At 64.1% G+C, this 19,578-nt stretch carries 24 protein-coding genes; 21 read left to right on the forward strand and 3 right to left on the reverse strand.

The window, feature by feature from the left end:
- Nucleotides 1-44 precede the first annotated feature (44 nt).
- The 5 genes from XM1_RS00125 to XM1_RS00145 all read left to right on the forward strand — a co-directional run bounded on the left by XM1_RS00125 (nt 45) and on the right by XM1_RS00145 (nt 3,902).
- Nucleotides 45-248: a hypothetical protein gene (locus tag XM1_RS00125; protein WP_009870337.1), complete on the forward strand. Its 204-nt coding sequence runs from the start codon at nt 45-47 to the stop codon at nt 246-248.
- Between the two features lie 140 nt (nt 249-388).
- A complete protein-coding gene (locus tag XM1_RS00130) occupies nt 389-679 on the forward strand; it encodes a hypothetical protein (protein ID WP_068427915.1) in 291 nt (96 codons plus the stop codon).
- Nucleotides 679-1,611, forward strand: a complete 933-nt coding sequence (locus tag XM1_RS00135) for an ATP-binding protein (RefSeq protein WP_068427918.1) — start codon at nt 679-681, stop codon at nt 1,609-1,611. The genes XM1_RS00130 and XM1_RS00135 overlap by 1 nt, the downstream gene beginning before the upstream one ends.
- A gap of 18 nt (nt 1,612-1,629) precedes the next feature.
- Complete coding sequence (locus tag XM1_RS00140; RefSeq protein ID WP_068427921.1) at nt 1,630-2,211, forward strand: hypothetical protein; 582 nt, start codon at nt 1,630-1,632, stop codon at nt 2,209-2,211.
- A gap of 11 nt (nt 2,212-2,222) precedes the next feature.
- Complete coding sequence (locus XM1_RS00145; protein ID WP_068427924.1) at nt 2,223-3,902, forward strand: DEAD/DEAH box helicase; 1,680 nt, start codon at nt 2,223-2,225, stop codon at nt 3,900-3,902.
- 74 nt (nt 3,903-3,976) lie between these two features.
- On the opposite strand, the gene XM1_RS25110 is transcribed toward XM1_RS00145, so the two are convergent.
- Entirely contained in the window at nt 3,977-4,102 is a 126-nt protein-coding gene (locus XM1_RS25110; protein WP_255360605.1) for a hypothetical protein, read from the reverse strand.
- Here XM1_RS25110 and XM1_RS00150 point away from each other — a divergent pair.
- The 10 genes from XM1_RS00150 (at nt 4,101) to XM1_RS00195 (ending at nt 12,283) form a co-directional block, all read left to right on the forward strand.
- Nucleotides 4,101-4,307 (forward strand): DUF6511 domain-containing protein, encoded by a 207-nt coding sequence (locus XM1_RS00150; protein ID WP_068427927.1) that lies wholly within the window; start codon nt 4,101-4,103, stop codon nt 4,305-4,307. The two genes, XM1_RS25110 and XM1_RS00150, sit on opposite strands and share 2 nt — an antisense overlap.
- Nucleotides 4,307-5,065 carry a PD-(D/E)XK nuclease family protein gene (locus XM1_RS00155; protein WP_068427931.1) on the forward strand — a complete coding sequence of 253 codons (759 nt, stop codon included), beginning with the start codon at nt 4,307-4,309 and terminating at the stop codon, nt 5,063-5,065. Before XM1_RS00150 ends, XM1_RS00155 begins: the two co-directional genes overlap by 1 nt.
- Nucleotides 5,026-7,422: a phage/plasmid primase, P4 family gene (locus XM1_RS00160; protein WP_068427934.1), complete on the forward strand. Its 2,397-nt coding sequence runs from the start codon at nt 5,026-5,028 to the stop codon at nt 7,420-7,422. Before XM1_RS00155 ends, XM1_RS00160 begins: the two co-directional genes overlap by 40 nt.
- A gap of 189 nt (nt 7,423-7,611) precedes the next feature.
- On the forward strand, nt 7,612-8,031 hold the full coding sequence (locus XM1_RS00165) for a hypothetical protein (protein WP_068437312.1): 420 nt from the start codon (nt 7,612-7,614) through the stop codon (nt 8,029-8,031).
- Nucleotides 8,028-8,225, forward strand: a complete 198-nt coding sequence (locus tag XM1_RS00170) for a hypothetical protein (protein ID WP_068427937.1) — start codon at nt 8,028-8,030, stop codon at nt 8,223-8,225. Before XM1_RS00165 ends, XM1_RS00170 begins: the two co-directional genes overlap by 4 nt.
- Entirely contained in the window at nt 8,218-8,682 is a 465-nt protein-coding gene (locus XM1_RS00175) for a DUF6362 family protein (RefSeq protein ID WP_068427941.1), read from the forward strand. The genes XM1_RS00170 and XM1_RS00175 overlap by 8 nt, the downstream gene beginning before the upstream one ends.
- Nucleotides 8,683-8,985: 303 nt before the next feature.
- Nucleotides 8,986-10,497 carry a DNA cytosine methyltransferase gene (locus XM1_RS00180; RefSeq protein ID WP_231920629.1) on the forward strand — a complete coding sequence of 504 codons (1,512 nt, stop codon included), beginning with the start codon at nt 8,986-8,988 and terminating at the stop codon, nt 10,495-10,497.
- Nucleotides 10,497-11,753: a site-specific DNA-methyltransferase gene (locus XM1_RS00185; protein WP_068427946.1), complete on the forward strand. Its 1,257-nt coding sequence runs from the start codon at nt 10,497-10,499 to the stop codon at nt 11,751-11,753. Before XM1_RS00180 ends, XM1_RS00185 begins: the two co-directional genes overlap by 1 nt.
- Nucleotides 11,754-11,767: 14 nt before the next feature.
- Entirely contained in the window at nt 11,768-11,959 is a 192-nt protein-coding gene (locus tag XM1_RS00190; RefSeq protein WP_231920630.1) for a hypothetical protein, read from the forward strand.
- A gap of 60 nt (nt 11,960-12,019) precedes the next feature.
- Nucleotides 12,020-12,283 carry an HU family DNA-binding protein gene (locus tag XM1_RS00195; RefSeq protein ID WP_068427951.1) on the forward strand — a complete coding sequence of 88 codons (264 nt, stop codon included), beginning with the start codon at nt 12,020-12,022 and terminating at the stop codon, nt 12,281-12,283.
- Nucleotides 12,284-12,459: 176 nt separating this feature from the next.
- Here XM1_RS00195 and XM1_RS00200 read toward each other — a convergent pair whose 3' ends face one another.
- Nucleotides 12,460-12,969 carry a DUF3489 domain-containing protein gene (locus XM1_RS00200; RefSeq protein ID WP_068437315.1) on the reverse strand — a complete coding sequence of 170 codons (510 nt, stop codon included), beginning with the start codon at nt 12,967-12,969 and terminating at the stop codon, nt 12,460-12,462.
- 325 nt (nt 12,970-13,294) lie between these two features.
- Here XM1_RS00200 and XM1_RS24750 point away from each other — a divergent pair, with 325 nt between their 5' ends.
- Both XM1_RS24750 and XM1_RS00210 read left to right on the forward strand, forming a co-directional pair.
- Entirely contained in the window at nt 13,295-13,603 is a 309-nt protein-coding gene (locus XM1_RS24750; protein ID WP_231920631.1) for a hypothetical protein, read from the forward strand.
- Nucleotides 13,604-13,709: 106 nt separating this feature from the next.
- On the forward strand, nt 13,710-15,545 hold the full coding sequence (locus XM1_RS00210) for a phage terminase large subunit family protein (RefSeq protein ID WP_369816021.1): 1,836 nt from the start codon (nt 13,710-13,712) through the stop codon (nt 15,543-15,545).
- On the opposite strand, the gene XM1_RS00215 is transcribed toward XM1_RS00210, so the two are convergent.
- The gene (locus XM1_RS00215) at nt 15,542-16,159 is read right to left on the reverse strand and encodes a plasmid pRiA4b ORF-3 family protein (RefSeq protein WP_068427960.1); all 618 of its coding nucleotides are present in this window, start codon (nt 16,157-16,159) and stop codon (nt 15,542-15,544) included. The two genes, XM1_RS00210 and XM1_RS00215, sit on opposite strands and share 4 nt — an antisense overlap.
- Before the next feature lie 118 nt (nt 16,160-16,277).
- Between XM1_RS00215 and XM1_RS00220 the strand changes: the two genes are divergently transcribed.
- From XM1_RS00220 to XM1_RS00235, 4 genes are read left to right on the forward strand one after another with little or no spacing between them, the layout of a single operon-like run.
- The gene (locus XM1_RS00220; protein ID WP_068427963.1) at nt 16,278-16,487 is read left to right on the forward strand and encodes a hypothetical protein; all 210 of its coding nucleotides are present in this window, start codon (nt 16,278-16,280) and stop codon (nt 16,485-16,487) included.
- Between the two features lie 2 nt (nt 16,488-16,489).
- Entirely contained in the window at nt 16,490-17,953 is a 1,464-nt protein-coding gene (locus XM1_RS00225; protein WP_068427964.1) for a phage portal protein, read from the forward strand.
- Between the two features lie 8 nt (nt 17,954-17,961).
- Nucleotides 17,962-19,182: a S49 family peptidase gene (locus tag XM1_RS00230; RefSeq protein ID WP_068427965.1), complete on the forward strand. Its 1,221-nt coding sequence runs from the start codon at nt 17,962-17,964 to the stop codon at nt 19,180-19,182.
- Between the two features lie 2 nt (nt 19,183-19,184).
- Complete coding sequence (locus XM1_RS00235; protein WP_068427966.1) at nt 19,185-19,574, forward strand: head decoration protein; 390 nt, start codon at nt 19,185-19,187, stop codon at nt 19,572-19,574.
- The last annotated feature ends 4 nt before the right edge of the window (nt 19,575-19,578 follow it).

Raw genomic sequence — 19,578 nt, forward strand, 5'->3', positions numbered from 1 at the left:
GATTGGTCCGGATGGTCCGGCCAGGAGCCAAGGGAAGCCTGGGAATGCACGATTCTTCGGACAACCAGTTCCTCCGTTTGCCCGGCCTGTACCGGCGTTGGGAACTGAACCAGGTGATCGAGCCTGGCGAGGACTATCGCATTGAAGGCGCCGGTACGGCTGCTGACGGCACTCCGCTCTATTCCATCTACGCCACCGAATCCGGCCAGACGCCGAACAGCCCCCGCGAAGCGACGGGCGACGACTGAGCCCAGCACTTCATGCCGGGCCTTCGGGGGAATGGAACAGCCATCAAGGCGAATACCTCGACCGCAGGCTCCAGAGCGGCGTCAGGGCCCGGCAGCAGCACTTCCGACGAAATCTGGCTCTGACGAAAAGGAGCACCCCTATGTCTACCCAGTTGCTCGAACGCCTGCGCAAGAAGATGTCCTTCGACGCCATCCCGGACACCATCGAGGTGCCCCCGATCGGCGACGAGACCGCCTCGGTGGTCAAGGCCATCGAAGACGCCAGCGTCGATGACGTGGCCCTCGCCATCCAGGCGCTGGACAAGGTGTCGGCGAACCTGATCCATCAGGTTTCGGCGTTGCGCCGCCTTCACGATTACGCCCGCTGTGCCGGTGCCATGGGCGTGTCCAATGCGGTCGATGCGGCGGTCCGCGCCGTGGAGGGGGTGTGATGAGCACCCCATCCATCCCCAACCAGGGCTTCCGCATCATCACCGCCGACCAGCGGCTGGCGGAGCCCCGTGGCATCAAGGCCTGCATCTTCGGCAGGCCCGGCATCGGCAAGACCTCGCTCCTGTGGACGCTGCTGTCGAGCACGACCCTGGCCAATGGCCAGCCGTATTCGACGGCACTGTTCATGGATCTCGAGGCGGGCGACCTCGCCATCGAGGGCTGGCCGGGTGACACCATCCGGCCGCGCACCTGGCCTGAATGCCGCGACTTCGCCGTCTTCATCGGCGGCCCCAATCCGGCACTGCGCGACGACCAGCCCTACAGCCAGGCCCATTACGACGCGGTCTGCGAGCGGTTCGGCGACCCCACGGTTCTGGATCGCTACGACACGGTGTTCATCGACTCGATCACGGTGGCAGGCCGTCTCTGCTTCCAGTGGTGCCGCGGCCAGCCGGACGCGTTCTCGGACAAGACCGGCAAACCCGACATCCGCGGAGCCTACGGCCTGCACGGCCGTGAAATGATCGGCTGGTTGACCCACCTGCAGCACACCCGCGGCAAGAACATCATCTTCGTGGGCGTCCTGGACGAGAAGTTGGACGACTTCAACCGCAAGGTCTTCGTGCCCCAGATCGATGGGGCCAAGACCGGCTTGGAACTCCCCGGCATCGTCGATCAGGTCATCACCATGACCGACGTGAAGGGCGACGACGGCCACCTTCACCGGGCCTTCATCTGCCAGACCCTGAACGCCTGGGGTTATCCGGCCAAGGACCGCAGTGGGCGCCTCGATCTGATCGAAGAACCGCATCTCGGCCGCTTGATGGACAAGATCCGCGGCCCCGCCGCGCCTGCCGCCCAGCGCCTGGAATATGGCCGCCCCAGCCCAGCCGCCCCGGCCCCCACCAATTCCGAACACGCCCAATCCTGACGAGAGGAGCGCACTGTCATGGCTAATTCCTGGAACGACTTCAACGACGCCAAACCGGTCGTCAACATCATCCCCAAGGGCACCATCGCCAAGGTCCGGCTGTCCATCCGCCCCGGCGGCTACGACGACCCGACCCAGGGGTGGACTGGCGGCTATGCCACCCGCGGCACCACCGGCTCGGTCTATATCAGCGGTGAATTCACCGTGCTGGAAGGCCCCTACGCCCGGCGCAAGATCTTCACCCTGATCGGCCTCTACAGTCCGAAGGGTCCGGAATGGGGCAACATGGGCCGCGCCCTGGTGCGCGCCATGCTGAACTCCGCCCGCGGCCTGTCCGACAAGGATTCGTCGCCCCAGGCCCAAGCGGCGCGGCGCATCAGCGGCATTGGCGATCTGGATGGCATCGAGTTCGTGGCCAAGATCGACGTCGGCAAGGACACCAACGGCGACGACAAGAATGAGATCCGTGCCGCCATCACACCCGATCACAAGGAATATGCCGGCCTGATGGGGATCGTCAGCTCGGCGCCCAAGCCCGCCGGGCAGTCCACCAGCATGACGGTCGCCAATACCGGCAATCGTCCGTCCTGGGCCCAGTAAGGGGAACGGCCATGCTGCTGCGCCCCCGCCAGAAGCTGTTCGTCGAGCGTAGCGCCCGCGCGCTCGACGAGCACCAAAACACCCTGGGCGTCGCGCCCACCGGTGCCGGCAAGACCATCATGCTGTCTGCCACTACCACCGAGGTGATCGGCGGCACCCAGGCCAAAGCCTGCGTGCTTGCCCACCGCGATGAGCTCACCGATCAGAATCGGAGCAAGTTTGGCCGCGTCGCCCCGCTGCTGACCACGTCGGTGGTGGATTCCAAGGCCAAGTCCTGGGAGGGCCAGGTGACCTTCGCCATGGTCCAGACCCTGGCTCGGCAGGCCAACCTGGACAGCATGCCGACCATCGATCTGCTGGTCATTGACGAAGCCCATCATGCGGCGGCTGACAGCTACCGCCGGATCATCGACCAGGCTTTGCACCGAAACCCCATGTGCCGGATCTACGGCGTCACGGCCACGCCCAATCGCGGCGACCGCAAGGGCCTGCGGCCGATCTTCTCCAACGTGGCCGATCAGATCCGGATCGGCGAGTTGGTCGCCGCCGGCCATCTGGTTCCGCCCCGGACCTTCGTCATCGATGTCGGCGTCCAGGAGGATCTCGCCAAGGTCGGCTGCTCCGGCGACGATTTCGACATGGCCGAGGTGTCACGGGTGATGAATACCGTGCCGGTCAACGAGGCGGTCATTCGCCATTGGCAGGCCAAGGCCGGCGGGCGCCAGACGGTGGTGTTCTGCTCCACGGTGGAACACGCCCGTAGCGTCACCACTGCCTTCGAAAGCGCCGGGATCCAAGCCATCATGGTCACCGGCGAGATGCCCGATGGCGAACGCAAGACTGCATTGGCCGACTACGCTGCCGGCAAGGCCCAGGTCGTCGTCAATGTCGCGGTGCTGACCGAAGGCTGGGATCATCCCCCCACCAGCTGCGTGGTGCTGCTCCGTCCCAGTTCCTACAAGAGCACCATGATCCAGATGGTCGGCCGGGGCCTGCGGACGGTCAGTCCGGAAGAGCATCCCGGGATCATCAAGACCGACTGCATCGTCCTGGACTTCGGCACATCCAGCATCCTGCATGGCTCGCTGGAACAGGACATCGACCTGAACGGCAGCGAGGGTAACGGCGAGGCGCCGACCAAGGAATGCCCGGAATGCGGCGCCGTGGTGCCGCTCGGCGTCACCGAATGCCCCCTCTGCGGCCATGTCTGGGAGCGCGCCGCCTCCGACCCCGGCACCCCGGTCACGGAATTCCTGATGACCGAGATCGACCTGCTGAAGCGCTCCAGCTTCCGGTGGTGCGACTTGTTCGGCGACGATGCCGCGCTGGTGGCCAGTGGCTTCAATGCCTGGGGTGGCGTCTTCTTCCTCAACGGTCGTTGGTATGGCGTCGGCGGCCTCGCCAGGGGGATGCCCCATCTGTTGGCGATCGGAGATCGCACCGTCTGCCTGGCTGCTGCCGATGACTGGCTGAACCAGAACGAAACCGACGAAAGCGCCCACAAGTCGCGGCGGTGGCTGAACCAGCCTCCCACCGACAAGCAGTTGGCCTTGCTGCCGGTGGAGTTTCGCCAGGACCTCAGCCTGACCCGCTATCAGGCATCGGCGCTGCTGGCGTTTCGATTCAATCGCCAGGCCATCCGCACCCTGGTGTTCGATGCCAGCAACGATACCTCGGCGAGGGCTGCGTGATGGAAGGCGCCCATGTCCGCCAACACCCGCCTTCGCCTCTGGCATCCACGTGGGGTGCTGTGCGCGGTCTGTCATCAGCCTGCCCATGGCTTTGGCTGGCGCGACCCGGTGCGATCGAAGCGGCCTCGGCCATCGGTCTGGTTCTGCTCCAAGGCCTGCCAGGGCTTCTGGTCGCGATTGGCGCGGAGATCGCCGGCCATGGTTGACCTCACCGAACAGGAACAGGCCGCGATCCGCGCCGCCATGAAGCTGGTCGCCGAACTGATGGACGAGATTGGCTGGGACAAGCGATTGGCCGAGCTCACCGAGGTCCAGGTTCTGGGCCTGATCGAAGCTGCCGTTGAAGGGTTTCAGGACGCCATGCGCACCACCGCGGCGTCCGACAGCACGGAGATACCGTTCTGATGTTGGACTTCAATCACCAACCCAGCCTCGCCGAACGCATCAACGCCCTGATCGATTCCGGTTTGGCCGCGGATCGGGATGCGACACCGCCCAGGACCTATCTCGGCGGCTCCCGCTTGGGCCATTCCTGTGAGCGGGCATTGCAGTACGAATTCGCCGGTGCGCCCAAGGACCCCGAGGCCGATTTCAATGGCCAGACGCTTCGCATCTTCGCCATCGGTCATGCCCTGGAAGATGTAGCTATCCGCTGGCTGCGGCGGGCTGGTTTCGACATCTACACCCGCAAAGGCAACCGGCCCGACGGCGAGCAATTCGGCTTCTCGGTGGCTGGTGGCCGTGTCCGAGGCCATGTGGACGGCATCCTGGCCGACGGCCCTGTCATCCCCGGGATGGGCTATCCCGCCCTGTGGGAATGCAAGACCATGAACGCCAAGAACTGGCGTGAAACGGTGGCCAAGGGTGTCACTGTCTCCAAGCCGATCTATGCAGCGCAGATCGCGCTGTACCAGGCCTACATGGAGGGTGCTGTCACCGGTATCTCGGCCAGCCCGGCGCTGTTCACCGCGATCAACAAGGACACCGCCGAATTGCACCACGAACTGGTGCCGTTCGACGGGGAATTGGCCCAGCGGACCAGCGATCGCGCTGTCCGCATTCTGCAGGCCACTGATGCCGGCGAATTGCTGCCGCGCATGACCTCCGATCCTGATTACTTCGAATGCCGGTTCTGCCCCTGGAAGATGAGGTGCTGGGCATGACCGCGCAGATTCCGGTTTCCATCGTGGGCGGTGCTGAACCCGATCCCGCCATGATCACGGCCTATGCCGAACTGGTATTCGGCTATTGTGATGGCTGGGTACCGGTGCGGGCATTGCCGGAGAAGGGCACGGACGAAGCCCAACCTTCGCATACGCCCTTCCTCGAGGCCGACGCCGACCTCGCGACCAACCTGGTCCGGCAGGCCCAGTGGGCCGCCCATGGTGACATGGCCATCTATGTCGTGCCTGGCACCGTCGCCAAGCACGGCTCGGCCAAGTCCGACGACGTGGTCCAAACCCAGGTGGTTCTGGTCGACCTGGATCACGGAGACATCGCCAGCAAGCGCGAGCACCTGATCCATCACATCGGCCCGGCCACCATGGAAGTGGCCTCGGGCGGTGTCACCCCGGAAGGCCAGCGCAAGCTCCACCTCTATTGGCGCCTGACCGAACCTGCTGAAGGCGACGACATCACCACTGTCTGCCGGGTCCGTCACATCATCGCCACCAAGGTCGGCGGTGACCCCTCGTTCCGTTCGGCCCATCAGCCCATCCGGGTTGCTGGCACCATCCACGCCAAGAATGGCTGTCGACGCCTGGTCGAGATCTTGTCGGCCGGTTCGGTCGAGCGCGACCTGGGCGAACTGGTGGAAGCCGTTCTGGCCATGCCTCCCCTGGATGGCGAGGGATCGTCCTGGCTGGATTTCAATGATGCGGGCACCGCCCGCGGTTCGGTGACCGACCTGTTCAGCCAGCAGGTCCGTGAAGGCGGCATGGATGGCACCACCCGGTTCGATGCGCTGTCGCGGGTGATGGGGTATTGGATCCGGCGCTGCCGTGACGGCCACATCTCCCCGGCGGATGCCTGGGATGAGATCGTCGCCTACAACGAGGCCCGGATCGATCCGCCCTGGCCCATGGACCGGCTTCAGCGCGAAGCGGAGCGCCTGTGGGTACGCGATCAGCGGCACGGCGACGCCCTGGACGGAGATGATCTGGCTGACGAAGACATGGAAGACGACGATGAGGACGCCGAGCCCGTCGCCTTCACGGAAGATGCCTTGGCCGCGGCTTTCACACAGACCCATGCCGAGGATTGGCGTTTCGTTGCCGGCTGGGGCCAATGGCTATTGTGGACCGGTTGCCGCTGGGAGCGCGAAAGCACCCTGTTGGCCTACGATATGGCCCGGCTCATTTGTCGGGATGCCGCGTCCGCAGCCCGTTCTGCCAAGCTCCGATCCAAATTGTCATCGGCCTCCACCGTCGCCGCCGTCGAACGCCTGGCTCGGGCGGACCGCAGTCATGCCGCCACCACCGAGGTGTGGGATCGCGATCCCTGGCTGCTGAACACCCCCGGCGGCGTGGTCGACCTGCATAGCGGCCAGATCCAGCCGCACAATCGCGCCCTGGCCATGACCAAGATCACCATGGCGACACCCCAGGGCGATTGTCCGATCTGGCGGCAGTTCGTAGCCACTGTCACCGGCGGCGACAAGGATCTGCAGGATTATCTGCAGCGGGTCGCCGGCTACTGCCTCACCGGCGTGACCAGCGAGCATGCGTTGTTCTTCCTCTACGGCACCGGCGCCAACGGCAAATCGGTCTTTGCCAATACCCTGACCGCCATCCTGGGGGACTACGCCACCGTCGCCGCCATGGACATGTTCATGGCCACCACGTCCGAGCGGCACCCGACCGACATGGCGGGGCTGCGGGGCGCCCGCATCGTCACCTCCATCGAGACCGAACAGGGACGCCGCTGGGCCGAGAGTAAGCTCAAGGCACTGACCGGTGGCGACAAGATCACCGCCCGCTTCATGCGCCAGGACTTCTTCGAGTTCATCCCGCAGTTCAAGCTGCTGGTCGCAGGCAACCACAAGCCCGCCATCCGCAACGTCGATGAGGCCATGCGGCGGCGCCTGCACATGGTGCCCTTCACCATCACCATCCCGCCGGCCAAGCGCGACAAGCAACTGTCCGACCGCTTGTTGGCCGAGCGCGACGGCATCCTAGCATGGGCCGTCGAAGGTTGCTTGGCCTGGCAACGCACCGGTCTGCGGCCCCCGGCCGCGGTGATGGCCGCCACCGACGAATACTTCGAGTCCGAGGATGCCTTCGGCCGCTGGCTGGATGAGCGCTGCGAGCGCGGGAACAGCTTCAGCGAGACCACCTCGGCCCTGTTTGCCGATTGGAAGAACTGGACCGAGGCGAACGGCGAGTTCACCGGCTCCATCAAGCGATTCGCGGAAAACCTGGTCAATCGAGGGCTGGAGCAGTGGCGCAGCAAAACTGCCCGCCATTTCCGGGGAGTCCGACTGTGCGCGGGAACTGACACCTCCGAGGATATGGAGTTCTAGGTCATGCACTCAAAGAAAGAACGCTGTGAAATCAATGCGGTGACGGATGTGACGGGTCCCTCCTATATCTACGTCACGCGGGCGTGCGCGCACGCGTGTACGGGTTATAAGGGAGAACCCGACACATCCGTCACCACCAGCAAATCCGCGGTGTTGACGCTCGACCTGGGCAGCACCACCGGCTGGGCCATGCTTCTGGCCGATGGCACCATCGTCTCCGGCACCATGCAGTTCCGGCCCAGTCGCTACGAGGGCGGCGGCATGCGTTATCTGCGCTTCCGCTCCTGGCTGGATCACCTGCTGAGCAGCGCCAAGGAGATTGGCTCAGTCTGCTTCGAAGAAGTCCGTCGCCATGCCGGCACTGACGCTGCGCACCTCTATGGCGGCTTCTTGGCCCATCTCTCGGCCTGGTGCGAACTGAACCATATCCCCTATCAGGGTGTGCCGGTCGGCACCATCAAGCGTCACACCACCGGCAAGGGCAATGCTGGCAAGGATGCGGTAATCGCCGCCATGCGGTCCAAGGGCTTCACCCCCGAGGACGATAACGAGGCCGATGCTCTGGCCATCCTGACCTGGGTGATCGACACCCAGGGAGGTGTCCGATGAGGTGGCATCCGCCCGGCTATGGCGGCACCCGCCGAGATCCCGAACAGGTGAAGCGGGACGGCTGGCAGGAACGCGGCGTCCTGGTCATTGCCGAAAACGACGATCGCCTCACCTGGCCCGAGCGGGAACTGGTGCGGCAACTGGGAGCAAAACTTTATGGGCGACGCCCGACGGAGGAGAACTCGCATGGATGATCTTCATTGGGCGCCGAAGATGGTGGCCGTCTACCTGGAGGAAGCCGCCGAGACGCTTCGCCGTCTGCCTCGGGTCAAGGTCCAGGGCTACGTCACCGCTTGGCCGGAGATCGTCCGGGACTACTGGGACGCATTTGGTCGGGATGAGGTCCAGGTCCGCCCCGGCCCACCCTCCGCCAAGGCCATCGACCAGATGGACGTCACCCTGGGTTGGCTGCGCTGGCTTGAGATCGAAGAGAGCCGATTGGTTTGGCACCGCGCCTGCGGCCGGCCCTGGAAGGCCATCGCCCATGAATTCGGCTGTGATCGCACCACCGCCTGGCGACGTTGGACCTATGCCCTGGTCACTATCGCCGCCCGGCTCAACACCCCGCAAAGGGGCGGAAGTCCGTGCAACACTGTTGCAACATCATGGGGTGCAACATATCGGGCCAAAAGTGGTAGGGTCAGCCCATAGCCTGGGGAACGAAGGCGATGCCCTTCCTCCGGCCAAAGAAATCGAGCGGGTCCTCCCTGGCTAGCAACCTATGCGGGCGGGCAAGGCGCTCCAGATCGCTAGCGACAGCCCCGAAAACTGAGTTACCACCCCGGTTACCGGAAAGCCCCACCTGAGGCGCGCAAGGCCTAGGCCCGCGCGCCTTTCGTGTTTGCGGGACCATACAATCCGCCTCGGTAACCGCCCTCCAGTTACCAGCCCCAGCCGGTTACCGCCTTCATGGATGCGCTTCACTCTGAGCCATGCTCCCCGGCGCTCGGCCCGATGTTGCACGTTCCGAGCCTGGTTTACGGTTCGGTGTGCAGCGGGATCGAAGCTGCGACGGCGGCCTGGGAGCCGTTGGGCTGGCGGGCTGCATTCTTCGCTGAGATCGAGCCATTTCCTTCCGCCGTTCTGGCGCACCGCCATCCAGCCATTCCCAATCTCGGCGACATGACCCGCATCGACGGAGCGGATTGGCGCGGCAAGATCGACATTCTGGTAGGCGGAACACCCTGTCAGGCGTTCTCGGTGGCGGGCCTGCGTAAGTCGCTTGATGACGCCCGCGGCAACCTTGCCCTCAAATTTGTGGAACTTGCCGATGCCATCGATCCAGCTTGGATTGTTTGGGAAAACGTCCCCGGCGTCCTGTCCACCCGCGACAACGCCTTCGGGTGCCTTCTGGGCGGATTGGCCGGAGAAGATGGTCCGGTCTTCCCGCCAGGGGGAAAATGGTCGGACTCTGGTGTTGTCGTTGGCCCCGCGCGCACAGTCGCGTGGCGGGTGCTCGACGCCCAATATTTCGGCTTGGCCCAACGCCGCCGCCGTGTGTTCGTTGTCGCAGGTGCTGGAGACAGGGCTAATCCCGTCCAGGTACTTTTTGAGCGCGAAGGCGTGCGCCGGGATCATCCGCCGTGCCGAGAAACGGGGCAAAAAATTGCCCCCACGATTAGCGCACGCACTCATGGCGGTGGCGGGCTCGGGACCGACTTCGATCTTGACGGAGGGCTGATCGCCGAGGCCTTTGGCGGCAACAACACCTCTGGCCCCATTGACCTCGCTACAGCGCTCAACGCCTGTGCCTCAGCCAGCGGGCGGATGGACTTTGAGACCGAAACCTTCGTCGCTACTACCTTGCGGGCACGCGACCTGTCCCGTGGCGTGGATAGCGACTGCACTGACACGCTGGTCGCCCATAGTCTACGTGGTGAGGGCTTCGACGCCTCTGAAGATGGAACTGGACGCGGTACCCCCCTGGTGCCAGTTGCCATCCCGATTCTGGAGGCCGGTGCCCGCACGGGAAACAGTACTTCCGACCCACGCGCCGGTATCGGCATCGGCAGCGACGGCGATCCAATGTTCACGTTGCAGGCGGGCAAGCAGCACGCCGTGGCGTTTACCCAGAACCAACGGAACGAAGTCCGGCACCTTGATGTTGCCGGTGCTCTTGCGGCCGAGCCGGGCGCCAAACAGCAGACCTACGTGGCGTTCAATATGCACAAGAGCGGCAATGCCCAGTCATCGCTCGGCATTGCCGTGGATCACACGGACTGCCTGCAGGCCTTCGAGAAATCACCCTTCGCAGTCCATTCGGCCGATATGGCGGTGCGTCGCCTGACGCCTAGGGAATGCGAACGGCTCCAGGGCTTCCCAGACGATTACACCCTGATCCCTTGGCGAAACAAAACGGCAGAGAACTGCCCCGACGGCCCCCGCTATCGGACACTGGGAAATTCCATGGCAGTCCCAGTGATGGCTTGGCTGGGCCGCCGTATCCAGAACGCTGGAAAACGATAATGCCCCATCAATTGCCCGAAGCCGTCGAGCATTGGCCGCTCGATCGCCTGCGTCCCTATGGCCGCAATTCGCGGACCCACTCGGACGGCCAGGTCGCCCAGATCGCCGCCAGCATCATCGAATTCGGCTGGACCAATCCGGTCCTCGCCGACAGCCAGGGCAACATCATCGCGGGCCATGGCCGACTGGCTGCCGCCAAGAGCCTTGGACTGGACACGGTGCCGGTCCTGCTGATCGATCATCTGACTGAAGCCCAGCGCCGCGCCTACATCATCGCCGACAACAAGCTGGCGCTGAATGCCGGTTGGGACGACGAGACTCTGGCCGCAGAACTCCATGCCCTCAATGAGGAGGGCTTTGATCTGGCTCTGACGGGTTTCTCAGACCAGGAACTTGAAGACCTGATGGCTCCCCTCGATGACGAGGGCCAGGGTGATGATGCGGCTGAGGACGAAGTCCCGGAACCGCCAGAACAGCCGGTATCCCGGCCTGGTGATCTGTGGTGCCTCGGCAAGCATCGACTGCTCTGCGGCGATTCAACGGTGGTCACCGATGTCGACCGCCTGCTGGCGAACGCGAAGCCGCACCTGATGGTGACCGACCCACCGTATGGCGTGGAATACGATCCGTCCTGGCGCAATCAGGCTGGCGTGTCGTCCACCACCCGCACAGGCAAGGTCGCCAATGATGATCGTGCCGACTGGAGCGAGGCCTGGGCCCTGTTCCCCGGCGAAGTCGCCTATGTCTGGCATGCAGCCATCTACGCCAAGACCGTGGCCGACAGCCTGGAGGCCAACGACTTCAAGGTGCGGGCCCAGATCATCTGGTCGAAGCCCCGCTTCGTGCTGGGGCGCGGGGATTATCATTGGCAACACGAGCCCTGCTGGTACGCGGTCCGCAAGAACGGCACCGGCCATTGGCAAGGGGCTCGGGATCAGGCCACGGTATGGGCCATCGGTTCGGGTGGTGACGAGGACGAGGCCACCGTCCATGGCACCCAGAAGCCGGTGGAATGCATGCGCCGTCCCATCCTTAACAACAGTGCCGAGGGCGATGCTGTCTATGAGCCCTTCGCCGGCAGCGGCACCACGGTGATTGCCGCCGAAACCACTGGCCGGGTCTGCGTCGCCATTGAACTGAACCCGGCCTATGTGGATGTGGTGATCGGGCGCTGGCAGAAACTGACCGGCCAGAAGGCCATCCTGGAGGGCGATGGCCGGAGCTTCGAGGACCTTACGCCCGAGCGGAAGCCATGAGGCAATCGCGTCGCATGTCGCTAGTCGAATCCTTCGCCAATGTCGGCGTGGGTTATGGCATTGCCGTTGCGACCCAGAGCGTGGTTTTCCCGTTATTCGGCGTCCACGTCACTTTGGCGGATGACCTCGCCATCGGCGCGGTATTCACGGTGGTTTCACTGATCCGGAGCTACTTACTGAGGCGGGCCTTTGAACGCTTCCGGTGACAAGTCTGCCTTATGCCCTTAGTATTCTTCCGGGATTATTGTCCGGGAAGGAAACACAGTATGAGCAAAGCCGCGATTTCCAAAGCCATCCGCACCGCCACCGGCTGCACTGTTGCTCAGGCCGATGAGGCCCTTGATGCCGTGATCGCCACCATTCTGGATGGCGTGAAGACGGAAGGCCGGTTCAGCCTGATCGGCTTTGGCACCTTCTCCAAGTCGGAGCGCCCCGCTCGCCAGGGGCGCAATCCCCGGACCGGCAAGACCATCGAGATCAAGGCGTCCTCGACCATCAAGTTCAAGGCCTCCTCGGCCCTGAAGAAATAGGCAAGTCCCATAGCCGTCGATCCTCACGCGGTATCTCGCGCGGCCGATGAACTGATCCATGCCCATGGTCCATCCGCGCTAGATATCGCGCGGCACCACGTGGAACGCGCGTCGAGGGCCGGTGACATGCCGGCCCTCGATCAAGCTTTGATGATCCTTTCCGAAGTCGAGCGGCGTCACTCTGCAGGCTCATCGAGCCGATAGACCCGTCCCCTCCCTTCGACCTTCTCACTGATCACTGCGAGACCGAGTTTCATCTTCAAAGTCCCGGCGATGGCGCCCCGCACCGTATGGGGCTGCCAATCAAACCCGCTGCAGATCTCCTCGATGCTGGCGCCCTCGGGCCGCTTCAGCATGGAAATCAGCATCTCCTGCTTGCTGCCGTCCCGGCGGCGGCGGGGAGTGGCTGGCGGAACGTCCGCGATCACATCGGTTTCGATCCCGAGCGCGGCATAGGCAGCCGGGGTGGCTCGAAGGGTCAGGGGCGTACCGTCATCGCCCTCCTGCCAAATCGGCGCCCCGCCTTCAGCGGCGGTGGGCTCGATCAACCCCTTCTTGATCAGGCTGCCGAGCACCGCATTGACCGCCCCGCCGGTCAGGGAGGTGGTGAGAGGCAGAACCAATCCGCCCTCGCGGGCGCAGGCGGTAGACAGGATAACGGCTTGGGTGTCGGAAAGCTGGGTCATGGCGATCTCCTTGGTTGGTGACCCATCCATCGCTCTCGGCGCCCACACCATCAACTCAATAACCAGATGATTTCATTGCGAATTTTGCGGACTTTCGATCATGGGCTTATCGGTTCGCGCTTATGCGCGCCATCGCGGCGTGAGCCATGTAGCGGTGATGAAAGCCGCCCGCTCTGGCCGGATCCCACAAGAAGCCGACGGCACCATTGACCCCATCAAGGCCGATGCCGCCTGGGACGCTCAAACCGATCCAGCCAAACGTCCGCCGCCACCCTCGAAGGCGACAGCCCCGGCCACAGCCACGAAACCATCGGCACCGCCCAAGGTGAACGACACGCCGCCTGCGGCCAGTTTCACCCAGGCGCGCACCATGCACGAGGTGGCCAAGGCCCAGCGCGCCCGCATCCAGGTGGCCAAACTCAAAGATGAGGTGGTCGACCGTTCCAAGGCCCTGGCCCTGGTGTTCAAGCTGGCCCGTCAGGAACGGGATTCCTGGGTGACCTGGCCGGCGCGGGTGGCCGCTCAGATGGCGGTGGAGGCTGGCATCGAGCCTCACACCATGCAGACGCTGTTGGAAGCCCATGTCCGAGCCCATCTCGCCGAACTTTCCGACATCCGGCCGGAGTTCCGGTGATCTGATCAGCTTCGATGGGGCCGAGGAACTCCTAAGCGCCTGGAGCGATGGCCTGCGGCCCGATCCGGCGATGACCGTTTCGGAATGGTCGGATCGACACCGGATATTGTCCAGCAGGGCTTCGGCCGAGCCTGGCCGCTATCGCACCAGTCGGACGCCGTACCTGCGTGAGATCATGGATTGCCTGTCGCCGTCGCATCCCTGTCGGCGGGTGGTGTTCATGAAGGGCGCCCAGGTCGGGGCGACGGAAGCCGGCAACAATTTCCTCGGCTTCATCATCCACCATGCCCCCGGCCCGGTCCTGGCGGTCCAGCCCACCGTGGAGATGGCCAAGCGCAACTCACGCCAGCGCATCGATACCCTGATCGATGAAAGCCCGGCGCTTCGCAATCTTGTCAAGCCGGCCCGGTCGCGCGACGCCGGCAACACCATGCTGTCCAAGGATTTCCCCGGCGGCGTGCTGGTGATGACCGGCGCCAACAGCGCAGTAGGCCTGCGCTCCATGCCGGCCCGTTACCTGTTCCTCGATGAGGTGGATGCCTATCCGGCTTCCGCCGATGAAGAGGGCGACCCGGTGGCATTGGCCTGCGCCCGCATGGCCACCTTCGCCCATCGCGCCAAGGCATTCCTGGTATCGACCCCAACCATCCGCGGCCTGTCCCGGATCGAGCGGGAATTTGATGCCAGCGACCAACGTCGCTTCTTCGTGCCATGCCCTCATTGCGAGGCCATGCAGTGGCTGAAGTTCGAGCGGCTCAAATGGGAGAAGAACCAACCGGCCAGCGTCCATTACCTTTGTGAGGACTGCGAAAAGCCGATCTTCGAACCGGCCAAGGCCACCATGCTGGCAGCCGGGGAATGGCGCAGCACCACCGAGGCAGCCGATCCCGGCACCGTCGGCTTCCACATCTCGGCGCTCTATTCGCCGCCCGGTTGGCAGTCTTGGGAAACCATTGCCCGTATGTGGGAGGCCGCCCAGGGGTCTGATGATGCGCTCCGGGTGTTTCGCAACACCGTTCTGGGCGAAACCTGGGTCGAGACCGGTGAAGCCCCCGACTGGCAGCGTCTGTACGATCGCCGGGAAGCCTGGGCCAACGGCACCGTACCGGCAGGGGCGCTGTTCCTGACCGCAGGGGCCGACGTCCAGAAGGACCGCGTCGAGATCGATGTCTGGGCCTGGGGACACGGGCTGGAAAGCTGGCTGGTCGACCACATCGTCATCGATGGCGGCCCGGAGAAGGCGGAGACCTGGGCAAGCCTGGAAACCATCCTGGCAAAGACCTGGAAACACGCCAATGGGGCCATCTTGCGCATTGCGCGGCTGGCTATCGACACCGGCTATGAGACCTCGGCGGTCTATACCTGGAGCCGCAAGATCGGCATCACCCAGGTCTCGGCCATCAAGGGCGTCGAGGGCTTCAACCGCTCCAGCCCGGTATCGGGGCCGACCTTCGTGGATGCCACCGAGGGCGGCAAGAAGATCCGCCGCGGTGCGAGGCTGTGGACGGTGGCGGTGTCTACCTTCAAGTCCGAGACCTATCGGTTCTTGAGACTCGAAAGACCGACCGATGAGGATCTGGCCGAGGGTGTCCGTTACCCGGCCGGAACGGTGCATCTGCCATCGTGGGCGGATTCGGAGTGGTGCAAACAGTTCGTGGCCGAGCAACTGGTGACGGTGAAGAACCGCCGTGGCTTCACCAAGCTCGAATGGCAAAAGATGCGTGAACGCAACGAGGCGCTGGATTGTCGGGTCTATGCCCGCGCAGCGGCCTGGATCGTCGGGGCTGATCGTTGGCCGGATTCCAAGTGGCTGGATCTGGAGGCCCAGATCGAAGCCGCGGCAAACCCCGACGCCATGGCTCCTGATGAACCGGAAGCCGGTCAGATCCGGCGGGCCAATAGCCGCCCGCGGCGGGTGTTCCAATCCAGCTACATGGGCTAATTGATCGCCTTCTTACGGCGACCATTACGATGGCTGGCCAATGGGCCGCGTCGACGGTCGGCAAACCAGGACAGCACCCGCCGGACATGGGCTTCGTTGATATCCTGGGGATCAAACGGCTTCCCGTACCATTCGAGCATCCGACGATGTTCCTCGTGGGTGGGATTGAGCATCGCTTCGAGGAAATCCATGAAGCCGGGAGGCCCTCCGACATCATCGGGGGGACAACGCTTGGCGCCATCGACGAACACGGGGTAGTCGACCTCGGCATCACCGTCCCGCACGGATTCAATGACGATGTCGTGCTGCCAGTTGTCGCCAAAATCGTAGGTGTAGAGGAATTGCCCGACACCTCGCTCGACCAGCGTCTTGAGGCGGATGCTTTTGGCGTTGTAGGTCTTGCGCTCGTACATGTCATCGTCGGGATAGGGCTCGCTGTAAATCTTGTCCCCGACCCGGAAATCAAACAGGTGCTCATCTTGCCAGCCCATGGCCACCTGGATGATGTCGTGCAGCCCCATCAAGCTGGTCGATAAAGGGACATCCACCCGTCGCCAAATCTTGGGCTCGATGTCTTGAAGTTCGATCCTGATCCGGGCGATCGGTTCGATCATGTGCCGCCTCTTTGAATTCTTTCGTTGCCATACGGTATCCGGCGACCCGTGCCGGCATCAATCGCACACATCAAATTTTCTCTGACATGCGCAGCCTTGCTGCTCGTGGGGATGATCCATGACCATCGACGAACTCAAGGCCGAGCGCGAACGGGTGCTGGCCCGGCGCAATGCGCTGGTCAGCCGGGTCACCGTCGGCGATCGGACCGTCCACTATGACCTGGCCCAGGCCGACAAGGTTCTCAATGACCTCGATCGCCGCATCGCCCAGGCCGAGAACCGAGCGCCTCGCCGCCGGGTGCTGACCGTCGCCAGCAAGGGGCTGTGATCATGCTGGGCAGCGTTCGCCGCAGGCTCGGCGCCTGGATCGGCGGCTCGTGGTTTTGGGGTGGGTTCGAGGCAGGCCAAGGCAATCGCCGACTCAAGAGCTTCCAGGCGACCCGCGCCCATCTCAATACCCTGATCGCGGCGGCCGGTCCGGACATTACCGCGCGGGCCCGCTATTTGGTCCGCAACAACGGCTATGCCGCCAATGCCATTGAGAGTTGGGCCGGCAACGTGGTGGGCGCGGGCATCAAGCCGTCCTCGCTCATTGGCGATTCCAAGCAGAAGGCCGCGGTCCAGAAGCTCTGGCTAGCCTGGACCGATGACAGTGACGCGGAGGGGCTGACCGATTTCTACGGCCAGCAGCGCCGGGCCGCCCGGGAGGTGTTTATCGCAGGCGAGGTGTTCTTCCGCTTCCGTCCCCGCCGACCCGAGGATGGGTTGGCGGTGCCGCTGCAGCTTCAGATGCTGCCCTCCGAGATGCTGCCGCTGAACCGCAATGAGGATCTGCCCGGCGGCAATGTCATCCGCCAGGGTATCGAGTTCGACGCCATCGGTCGGCGGGTGGCCTACTGGTTCCTGCGCCGCCATCCCGGTGATCTGACTGATCCCGGTATGGCTGGTGAACTGACCCGGGTGCCAGCAGACGACATCATCCATGTGATCGACCCGGTCGATGCCGGCCAGTTGCGGGGCGTTTCGCGCTTCGCCCCGGCCATCGTGAAGCTATTCCTGCTGGATCAGTACGATGACGCGGAACTGGACCGTAAGAAGGTGGCGGCCATGTACGCGCTCTTCGTCACCACGCCGTCACCGGGCGAGCCCTTTGACATTGCCGAGGACAGTGGCTCCGGCGATCGTCTGATGGATGTCCAGCCCGGCCAGGTGGTCATGCTGGAACCGGGTGAGCAGATCCAGACCTCGGCACCGGCCGATGTGGGCGGCTCCTACGAGGCCTTCCAGTATCGGACCTTGCTGCAGATCTCGGCTGCCCTGGGAGTGCCCTACGCCTACCTGTCCAATGACATGCTGAAGGCCAACTACTCCAACTCGCGTCTCGCGTTGCTGGAGTTCCGGCGCCGGATCGAGGCTTGGCAGCATGCCGTCATGGTCCACCAGCTCTGCCGGCCGGTCTGGCAGCGTTGGATGGATATGGCGGTTATGTCTGGCGCCTTGACCATCCCCGGCTATGAGAAAGCTCGAGCCCTTGCACAATCGTGCTCCTGGTTGCCGCCCAAGTGGGATTGGGTGGACCCGATGAAGGACGCCCGGGCCGAGATCGAGCAGATCGACGCCGGTCTCAAGAGCAGGACCCAAGCGTTGGCCGAACGTGGCTTCGATGCCGAGCAGGTGGATGCCGAGATCGCGGCCGACAAGGCCCGCGAGAAGTCTCTGGGCTTGGTTTTTGGCAGCCCGCCGCCCGTGCCGCCCGGCGATCCCAATGCCGCCGATCCGGCAGCCCCCAACTGAGGTTTTCCATGCTTGATCTCCCCCATGTGGCGGCCCGTCTCTACGGGGCGCCGCTGATGATTGCCCGCGCCAAATTGGACGTGATCCTGGGCGTGATGGCTCCTCGGCTGGCTGGACGCATGGCCTTTCCGGTGGGCGATGAGGATCCGTTTGAGGCCCCCGACACCCAGGTGACCCCCGACGGCATCGCCATCATTTCGGTGATGGGCTCCTTGGTGAACCGATCCAGCTATCTGGGCGCGGCCAGTGGCCTCAGCTCGTATTCCGACATCGGCGAAGACATCGAGGCCGCAGCCACCGACCCCAATGTGCGGGCCATCCTGCTGGACATCGATTCTCCCGGTGGCGAGGTCGGTGGCCTGTTCGACTTGGTCGACCAGATCCAGGCGATCCGTAGCCAGTGCGGCAAGCCCATTTGGGCCGTGGCCGATGAGGCTGCTCTATCGGCGGCCTATGCCATCGGATGTGTTGCGGATCGATTCTACGTCACCCAGACCGGCGAGGTTGGCTCCGTAGGCGTGGTCGCGGTCCATCTCGACGAATCCGGCGCCGATACCCAGGCCGGACTGACCTGGAGTTTCATCCACGCCGGTTCTGCCAAAATTGATGGCAATTCCCATCAGCCCCTGTCGGACACGGCTCGCGCCACCCTGCAGGCCGATGTCGATGCCCTCTACGGTCGCTTCATCGATCTGGTGGCCAAGTGCCGCAAGACGACGCCTGACGCCATCCGCGCTACCGAGGCCGGCATCTATCGTGGCGATCAGGCCGTCGCCATGGGCTTAGCCGACAAGGTAGGCACGCTCCGCGTCGCATTGGCCGATCTCGGAGCCACTCTGGCCCGCCCCTCCCCTCGTTCCCCCGTCTTGTCCAAGTCCAAGGAGTTCATCATGTCCGAGCAAACGGGGGACATCCCCGTCATGGCTGCGGTTCAGCAGCCCGTCGTCGAGCCCAGCGCAGAAATCGAGCAGCGCCTGCGAGCCGAGTATTCCGAGATCAGCGCCATTGCGGCTCAGGCAGCTCGCCTGGGTGTGAGCATCGACGCAGCTGACGCTCTGACCAAAGGCATCAAGCCGGAGGCGTTGCGCCGCTCGGTTCTGGAGCAGTTGGTGGCGCGATCCGATGCCGCCGATGTGTTGGCTACCGCTCCCATCCCCGCGGCCAAGCCCAGCACCGAAAGCCCCATCGTCCGGCGCGCCCGTGAAGCCGCCTCCCGTCACGGAGAATGACCATGCCTGTCCTGACCATGCAGCCCACCTTGGGCGACCTGCTCAAGCTGGAGTTCGATGCCAGCTATTGCCGTGAGGTCGTCACCTTGAAGGGCGGCAGCCATTACGCCCTCGGTTCCGTCCTGGGACGCATCACCGTCAACGGGCACTACTGCCTGTCGCCGGCCGCCCAGGTGGTCGGTGACGAAGGGGCGGAGATTGCCAGTGCTGTGCTGCTGGAAGCGATCGACGCATCCGGTGGCGACACCCTGGCCGTGGTCGCCGTCCGCGGACCGGTGATCCTGTCCCAGGCCGCCTTGGTGTTCGACGCCTCCGTCGATTTGCCGGCTGAGCGCAATGCCAAGTTCTCTCAACTCGCCACCGCTGGCCTCGTCGCCCGCGTCACCGCCTGACCTC

The organism is Magnetospirillum sp. XM-1 (genome assembly GCF_001511835.1).
In the GTDB taxonomy this organism is placed as follows: domain Bacteria; phylum Pseudomonadota; class Alphaproteobacteria; order Rhodospirillales; family Magnetospirillaceae; genus Phaeospirillum.